Annotated in this window: 5 protein-coding genes and 1 tRNA gene; 3 read left to right on the forward strand and 3 right to left on the reverse strand. The window is 44.7% G+C overall.

Annotated elements, in window-relative coordinates; genetic code table 11:
• Positions 1–535: 535 nt before the first annotated feature.
• Positions 536–2,506 (reverse strand): protein kinase domain-containing protein, encoded by a 1,971-nt coding sequence (locus tag ACLFWI_RS22475; protein ID WP_446414776.1) that lies wholly within the window; start codon positions 2,504–2,506, stop codon positions 536–538.
• Positions 2,507–2,596: 90 nt separating this feature from the next.
• On the opposite strand from ACLFWI_RS22475, the gene ACLFWI_RS22480 reads away from it, so the two are divergent.
• Positions 2,597–2,902, forward strand: coding sequence for a type II toxin-antitoxin system Phd/YefM family antitoxin (locus tag ACLFWI_RS22480; protein WP_446355633.1), 306 nt, complete (start codon positions 2,597–2,599; stop codon positions 2,900–2,902).
• Positions 2,874–3,191, forward strand: coding sequence for a Txe/YoeB family addiction module toxin (locus ACLFWI_RS22485; RefSeq protein ID WP_446406712.1), 318 nt, complete (start codon positions 2,874–2,876; stop codon positions 3,189–3,191). The genes ACLFWI_RS22480 and ACLFWI_RS22485 overlap by 29 nt, the downstream gene beginning before the upstream one ends.
• Before the next feature lie 155 nt (positions 3,192–3,346).
• Here the strand turns inward: ACLFWI_RS22485 and ACLFWI_RS22490 are convergent, their stop codons facing one another.
• Entirely contained in the window at positions 3,347–5,410 is a 2,064-nt protein-coding gene (locus tag ACLFWI_RS22490) for a hypothetical protein (RefSeq protein ID WP_446414777.1), read from the reverse strand.
• A gap of 192 nt (positions 5,411–5,602) precedes the next feature.
• Here ACLFWI_RS22490 and ACLFWI_RS22495 point away from each other — a divergent pair, with 192 nt between their 5' ends.
• The gene (locus ACLFWI_RS22495) at positions 5,603–7,585 is read left to right on the forward strand and encodes an aconitate hydratase (RefSeq protein ID WP_446414778.1); all 1,983 of its coding nucleotides are present in this window, start codon (positions 5,603–5,605) and stop codon (positions 7,583–7,585) included.
• Between the two features lie 25 nt (positions 7,586–7,610).
• On the opposite strand, the gene ACLFWI_RS22500 is transcribed toward ACLFWI_RS22495, so the two are convergent.
• Positions 7,611–7,697: transfer RNA gene (locus tag ACLFWI_RS22500), tRNA-Ser, on the reverse strand.
• Between the last annotated feature and the right edge of the window lie 167 nt (positions 7,698–7,864).

Here is a 7,864-nt window from a genome sequence, read left to right on the forward strand (position 1 = left end):
TAGCAGGGGGAGCCATAGTACATTTTCCCTGTACCCACCAGCCTCAAGGAGTGTGTCATTGGAATTAGGCTAAATAGCGCTGACTCGCATAGCCTGGAAATAAATGAATTAACTCTTTCAACCCGTTTCAACGGGTTTCAGCTTTTAGCCCCAACTTTAGTTGAGGGCTTAAGTTAACGACTTCCTAATCCGATTTAACCCAGTCGGTAGGGAGTTCGTCTGACAGCCCTTACCCAGTAAGGGTTTCAGGCGCCAAATCTACACACCTGTCTGTCGAAACTATAACATATCTTGCCAAAAATTGCTTTAAATACACACCTCAAACCCTCTCTCTGTAAGCCATCGACACACCTCAACGAAAAATATAGGGTTTGAGCGATTGGGCCAGGTGTGTAGATGAATCGCTGAAAACAGCCCTCAAACCTAGATAACATAAGAGTTTGGCGAGAGTTGGGGTACTTCGCCTCCGATAAATAAAACTCTTGACACCGATTTCTGAGATATCTAATAAAATTGTTTATTATCCTCCCCTAGCTTAACTAACTTTCTCACAACGCCAAACTTTAATTGTTTTATCCATACTGCCACTCACAATTGTCTCACCATCGGGGCTGAAGGCGACAGCATACACTTCCCAAGTATGCCCATTCAAAGTAGCAAGAGTTTGCCTATCATACAGTTGCCAAATTTTAATTGTTTTATCCATACTACCACTGGCTAAGGTGTATCCATCAGGACTAAAGGCTAATGTCCGTACTCGTTGAGTATGACCCCTGAGCGTACCAAGTTCTCGTCTTGTCTCTAACTGCCATAATGTAATTGTGCCATCGCTTTTGCCGCTGGCCAGGAGTTGCCTATCGGGACTAAAGGCGACGGAATAGAAAAAGCCAAAACGTAACTGGCTATCACCAAAACTATCCTGTTCCTCCCCTGTACTAATTTGCCATAATTTCACCGTTCCATCCCCACTAACACTGGCAATACTTTCTCCATCGGGACTGATAGCAACATCATTAATATAGGAGGTATGTCCTGTAAGCGTTTGTAATTCCCTACCCTGTTGGATATGCCATAACTTAATCGTGCCATCATTGCTACCACTAGCTAATATCTGTCCATCAGGACTAATGGCGAGGGAACTAATCCATTTTTTATGTCCCGTGAGGGTTAAAATAAGTTGTCCATTCTGTACCTGCCAAAGTTTAATCGTTTGGTCATAACTTCCTGTGGCTAAATATTGACTATCCGGCGTAAATGCAACAGCACAAACTCGTTCAAGATGACCATTTAGAGTATGATACTCTCGTCCTTCTGATAACTGCCATAACATAGCCGTAGCGTCTGCACTACCACTAGCCAGAATTAAGCCATCGGGACTAATCGCCACCGCTTCCACCGAACCCCAATGTCCATTTAACGTTTGCACAACTTGCCAATTAGTTAAGGGAGGATGAGAGGGAGGCTGGAAGCTTAGCGGATGTGTCCGAGGTGATGCGATCGCGCTTTGACTTCCTGTCCCCTGAAATCCTGACAGAGTAATCGATTGGGGCGATAGCGATGGTGTAGTGAGTTGAGCTAACGAAATCGATGGGAGTTGATTTAAATCTCGGAGAACTTCAGCAACGGATTGATAACGATGATTAGTTGCTCGTTTCAGGAGTTTATCTAAAATATAGGCTAATTCATCACTAATTAAATTAGTTTTTAAGTAACGCCGCCATATCCAGATATCCTCACCCGTATCAAACAGTTGTTCAGGAAGTACCTGGGTGAGTAAATGAATACAACTAACACCTAAACTATACAAATCGCTGGCAAAAATAGCTTTTCCTTTAGCTTGTTCTGGAGCGATATAGTCCGGTGTTCCCACAGTCGTTCCCGTTTTTACTGTACCAATGGCATGTTTAGCCGCACCAAAATCAACTAAAACTAAATTACCCTTAATCACCCCGGCTTCAGTTTCCCCTGTATCCCCAGTATAAATATGCCGACGACGAATAATATTTTCTGGCTTAATATCGCGATGAATCACAGAACGCGAGTGAATAAACTCAAGTATCGAGAGCAAATCTCGCAGCATCTCCCTAATCTGCTGTTCGTTGAATACCCCCTCTTTTGCCAAGATTTGGGCTAAATTATGTCCATCAATAAACTCTTGGACTAAATACTGGCGATTATCCTGAGTAAAATGAGCCAGTAATTCCGGAATCTGGGGATGTTTCCCTAACTCATCCAGACGCACGGCTTCTCGTTCAAATAATTCTGTGGCTTTCCGGACATCGCTTGTCCCCTGATAGAGGGGGAAAAACTGCTTAATCACACATTGAGGTTTCGAGGGTTTATCCTCATCCACCGCTAAAAACGTTTTGCCAAACCCCCCTTGTCCAATCAATCCCAGACTGCGGTAACGCTCTCGCAGCAGCAGTTTAGAACCACAACGTCGGCAAAAGCGCATCCCATCCGGGTTTTGGGGGCGATCGCAGTTAGGATTGAGACAATAGCTCATCAGCCAAGGGATATAAAGCCTTCGTCTCTATTTTGGCTTGATCAGGGCACATTGCTTATAATAAATGAACATAACTATGTACATCAGCTTATGCTTCCCTACGAAATCACATCCCCAACAGAGGCACGAAATGGTTTTTTCCAGTTATTAGAACAGGTGGTACAAAATCATCAGATCTATATCATAAACCGCCGTGATGGTGAAAATGTTGCTTTGATTTCAGAGTCTGATTTAACCAGTTTAGTTGAAACTGTTTATCTATTTAGATCACCTACCAATGCTCGTCGGTTATTGGATGCTATAGAGGAATCTAAAACCGGAAAAATTAAACCTCAAACAATTGAAGAACTTGAGCAGGAGTTAGGGATTGAGCAAGAAAAAGAAAAAGAAAACTGAATTTGAACAGAGTAAGCCAGTAGTCGTTACTCGAATTCCTGGTTTTAGCTCTCAATTCAAAGAAGATCTAGCCTGGTGGTTTAAGCACGATTTTCAGAAAGCCTCAAAAATATTGGATTTAGTTACGGCTGTCATGCAAGATCCTTTTGCTGGAATTGGTAAACCTGAACCTTTGAAGTATATGGAAGCAAATATATGGTCACGGCGCATTGACCTAGAGCATCGACTTGTCTATCGAGTTGAAAATCTTCAGATTGATTTTTTAGGGTGTAGGTATCATTATGAATAACTAATCACTCAACTCACCCGCTATCCTGCTATATCATTTCCGACTATTTCTCCAATTTCATAACATTTCACTTCAAATACCTCCAATTCTTTGCGTCCCTCTGCACTTCCCTCTGCTACCTGGAGCGTTAAAGTATCATTCCAATACCCCCATCATCAACACCGCCAAATCCTAATCGTCTTATCCGAACTCCCACTGACCACAGTCTTTCGATCCGGACTTATCGCCACAGAATACACCGCGCCTTTATGCCCTTTCAGAATATCAATAATTTTCCCTGTACTTAACTGCCAAAGCTGAACCGTCTCATCCGAACTCCCACTAACAAGAATCTTTCCATCCCGACTAATAGCCAGTGAATTAACCGAACCAAAATTCCCCGACAAGGTACTCATTTCTTTACCCGTTCCCAAATACCAAAGCTTAATCGTTTGATCGGCACTACCACTGGCAATTATTTTACCATCAGGACTAAATACCACTGACTTAACCGCCGCTTTATGCCCACTCAATGTCATCATCAATTGACCTGTGGTTAAATCCCAAACCTTAATCGTTTTATCATCACTCCCACTGACAAGAATCTGACTATTAGGACTAATCGCCACGGCGTTAACTTGCCCTAGCCAATCGGAATGCTGAATCGATAAGGGAATTTCTTTGCCAATTTCCAGGTTCCACAGTTTAATCGTTCTATCATCACTCCCACTAATTAAACGTTGCCCATCTCGACTAAAGACAATGGATTTAACTGAACTTGAATGTCCCATCAGAGTATAGAGTTCCTGTCCCGTTTCTAACGCCCACACCTTAATCGTATAATCATCATTACCACAGGCAAGCCGTTTGCCATCAGGACTAAAGTCAATTGATTTTACTCCGTTAAACCAGGCAAAGTTTTTAGCCAAAATTCCCCTATCTTGACCCGTTTTTAATTGCCAGAGTCGCAGGGTTTGGTCATCACTTCCACTGGCAAAAAGCTCTCCCTGGGGACTAATCGCCACAGTATTAACTTTACCCGAATGTGCAGTTAAGGTTTGCACACAATGCCATTTCTGGGTAATTAAACCAGACTCGGTGCGGGTTTCCAGGGTGGTTAGTCCCGTCCATACATCTTGCAGGGAATTACCAATTTGATGCATTGTTTTGCCCACTCCCTGAAGTCCGGCGTCGAGTTCATGTCTTAACATTGCCAGGGAAAGGGAGGAGGGTTCTGGCGTTTTTGGGGCGTTTTGGGGCGGTGAGGGTAATCGATTTTTATCTTTAATATCTTGCAGTTTATAGATTGTTGTCTGAAGTTGAACAATTGTCTCCTTGAGTTGTTCAATCTGTTGGTGTCGCTGGGAATTTACCTGTTGCGAGTTGGTTTCTAGGTGAGAGACTTGCTGGTTCAGGGGTTCAATGTAGTTATACCATTTCGCGATCGCGTCTTTTAATTGTCCAAGCTGTAATCCTTGGTTAGTCACCTGTGGTGTTAAGGTGTCGAGTTGAGTTTTCAGGGGTTCAAGCTGTTCCTGAACTTGGGCAATAATCCCATCATGCTGTTGCTGGTTAGCGACGCTAAATTCGGCAAATCGCTGTTGAGTTTGGCTATCCAAGCGAATTAATTCCTGGTTGAGGGTCTCAATGAGGGGATTAATATAAGCCAGAATTCCTTCGGCTTGCAGATGTTGTAATGCGTGTAATTGATCCAGTTGGGTTTGGGTTTGGCGATCGCGCTGTTGGGTTGTCTCGTCGAGTTGAGTCAGATGCAGCTGCAGAGGATGGATGAGTTGATAGATGTGGGCGATAATTTCCGCGTGTTGTTGCTGATTCGCGCTATTGAATTGTTCCAGTTGGTTTTGGCTGCGGCTATCCAATTGAATCAGTTGTTGATTCAGGGGTTCGATTAGCTGATGAATTTTCGCGATCGCCGCCTTATACTGTTGAGCATTAACATCCTTAAGGTGATCGATACGCTGCTGAGTCTGGATATCCAGTTGAGAGAATTGGTCATGAATCGGTTCTAAGTTGTGGTACACCTGCGCGATCGCAGTATCCTGGTGCTGACGGTTGAGTTGATGCAGCCGTTGGCGATTCAAGACATTCAGCCCCAGAGTAAAGGTTAAGGGGGTAGCGGCGTAGACGACTTGCTGAGTAGCGGCTGCGATCGCGGTTCCCAAAAATGAACCCCCGATACAAACATATTCGGTAATATCGAGCCAGTGGCGTTGGGTCATGGCTGTCCTAGTGGTAAGTTATCCCTGATTATCTTAATTATCTATCATCGTTTAAATTTTGGACTATAGGTGTTCCTGAAGAACCCTGGGCAAAAAGGATGACTTGAACTAATCTTTGGATAGAGATCTCTCTAAACCTTAAACTGCTATTGTCTAACCAAAGACTCAGTATAAATAGCAGGAGATCTACTCATGCCCTTGAATGTTACCCAAAAACTGATTCAATCCCATCTGGTTTCTGGCACAATGAAACCCGGTGCAGAAATTGCCCTGCGGATTGATCAGTCTCTTACCCAGGATGCCACAGGAACCATGGTCATGCTGGAGTTAGAAGCCATGGGTATTGATCGGGTTAAAACTGAACTTTCAGCACAATACGTCGATCATAATCTCCTGCAAACCGACTATAAAAATGCCGACGATCATCTGTTTTTGCGATCCGCCTGTCAACGGTTTGGCATTTGGTATAGTCGCCCTGGCAATGGTGTTAGCCATCCCGTTCAGATGGAACGGTTTGGTATTCCCGGTAAAACCTTAATCGGTTCTGATAGTCACACCCCAGCAGCAGGTTCCCTGGGAATGCTAGCATTTGGTGCTGGCGGAATTGACGTTGCAATGGCAATGGTTGGGGAACCTATGTTTGTGAAAATGCCCAGAGTTTTGGGTGTCAAACTTTTGGGGAAATTACCCGATTGGGTTAGTGCGAAAGATGTTGTCCTGGAAATGTTGCGCCGCTACGATGTCCACGGCTGTCGGGGCATGATTATTGAATATTATGGACCTGGACTTGCCCAACTCAGTGCCATGGATCGCCATGTTATCGCCAATATGGGGACGGAAATGGGCGCAACGACAACGGTTTTTCCCTCAGATGCTGGAGTTAAGCGATTTTTAGAGGCTCAAGGGCGAGGACAGGATTGGGTAGAACTTGTCGCCGATGAGGGAGCTAAATATGATGTCTATGACATGATTAATTTGTCTGAACTGGTTCCCTTAATTGCCTGTCCCAGTAGTCCAGGAAATGTTGTTCCGGTTACTGAAGTGCAGGGACGTCCTGTGAATCAGGTGGTGATTGGTTCCTCAGCGAATCCAGGGTTGCGTGATTTCTGGATAGTCAGCCAAATCGTCAAAGGACAAATTGTTCACGATCGCGTATCTTTTGATGTTAACCCAACTTCCCGCCAGGTGATTGAGAATTTAGCGGCAATGGATGATGCCTTTATGAATTTAATCCATGCTGGGGTACGATTTCATCAGGCAGGCTGTTTAGGCTGTATCGGCATGGGACAAGCACCTGCTTCGGATCAAATCTCTTTACGGACTATGCCGCGTAACTTCCCGGGGCGTTCCGGGACTGCCGATGATCAAGTCTATTTGTGTAGTCCAGAAACGGCTGTAGCGGCGGCTATCACCGGGGAAATCACTGATCCGCGTGAGTTGGAACAGCGTTTTGGTATCACCTATCCGCAATTTATTGCCCCAGAAACCGAAATCATTAATACCGATATGTTAGTGGCTCCACCGGAAGATGACAGGACAGTGGAACTGAAAAAGGGACCCAATATTAAATCTTTCCCCGAATTTGCCGCTTTACCCAATGACATTTCTGTGCCTGTGCTGATGAAAGTGGCGGATAATATTTCTACCGATGAAATCTTACCCGCAGGGGCGAGGGTTTTACCTTATCGCAGTAATATTCCTGGCATTAGCCAGTTTGTCTATTACATGAAGGATGACACCTTTTGGCAACGGGCAGAAGCAGCTAAAGAAAAATCTGGGGGTCATGTTATTGTGGCTGGAAGTAACTATGCTCAGGGTTCCAGCCGGGAACACGCCGCGATCGCACCCCGTTATTTGGGGCAAGTGGCTGTCTTAGCCAAATCTTATGCCCGGATTGGTTGGCAAAATCTGGTGAATTTCGGGATTATGCCCCTAGAGTTTGTCAATCCTCAGGATTACGACAGTATTAGCCAAGGGGATGAACTGGAAATTATGGGTTTACGGGATGCGTTAGACGCAGGGCGTTCTATTCCTGTAAAGAACCTCACCAAGGACATGGTATATCCCATGACTCATAGTTTGAGTCCCCGTCAGGTGGAAATTATGCTTTGTGGCGGCTTAATCAATCACTTTAAAAAAGCGAAATCACAAGTCGCTCAATCTGTCAAGGTGTAATCCTAAATTCAGGTTAATCTTTCAACGGAGAGGGGGGGATTCGAACCCCCGATGGCTGTTACACCATAACAGATTTCGAGTCTGCCGCATTCAACCGCTCTGCCACCTCTCCAGGTCTTTGTTCTTATGATAGTAGCACTCATTGTTAGTGAGTAGCATCTCAAAAACGTCTCAACAGTTCAAAAAAGCGCCGCATCGGTACGGTTAGCCTCCAAGGTAGTTTTAAAGCCCTGTTCAGGTGTCCACTGAATCGCCCCATCACGCCCAGTCCAGTACAAT

The organism is Coleofasciculus sp. (assembly GCF_046539235.1).
Classification (GTDB): Bacteria; Cyanobacteriota; Cyanobacteriia; order Cyanobacteriales; family Coleofasciculaceae; genus Coleofasciculus.

Excerpts from the sequence above, each read along its gene's own strand:
- ACLFWI_RS22475 (WP_446414776.1), bottom strand. The coding sequence starts at position 2,506 with ATGAGCTATTGTCTCAATCCTAACTGCGATCGCCCCCAAAACCCGGAT.
- ACLFWI_RS22480 (WP_446355633.1), top strand. The coding sequence starts at position 2,597 with ATGCTTCCCTACGAAATCACATCCCCAACAGAGGCACGAAATGGTTTT.
- ACLFWI_RS22490 (WP_446414777.1), bottom strand. The coding sequence starts at position 5,410 with ATGACCCAACGCCACTGGCTCGATATTACCGAATATGTTTGTATCGGG.
- ACLFWI_RS22495 (WP_446414778.1), top strand. The coding sequence starts at position 5,603 with ATGCCCTTGAATGTTACCCAAAAACTGATTCAATCCCATCTGGTTTCT.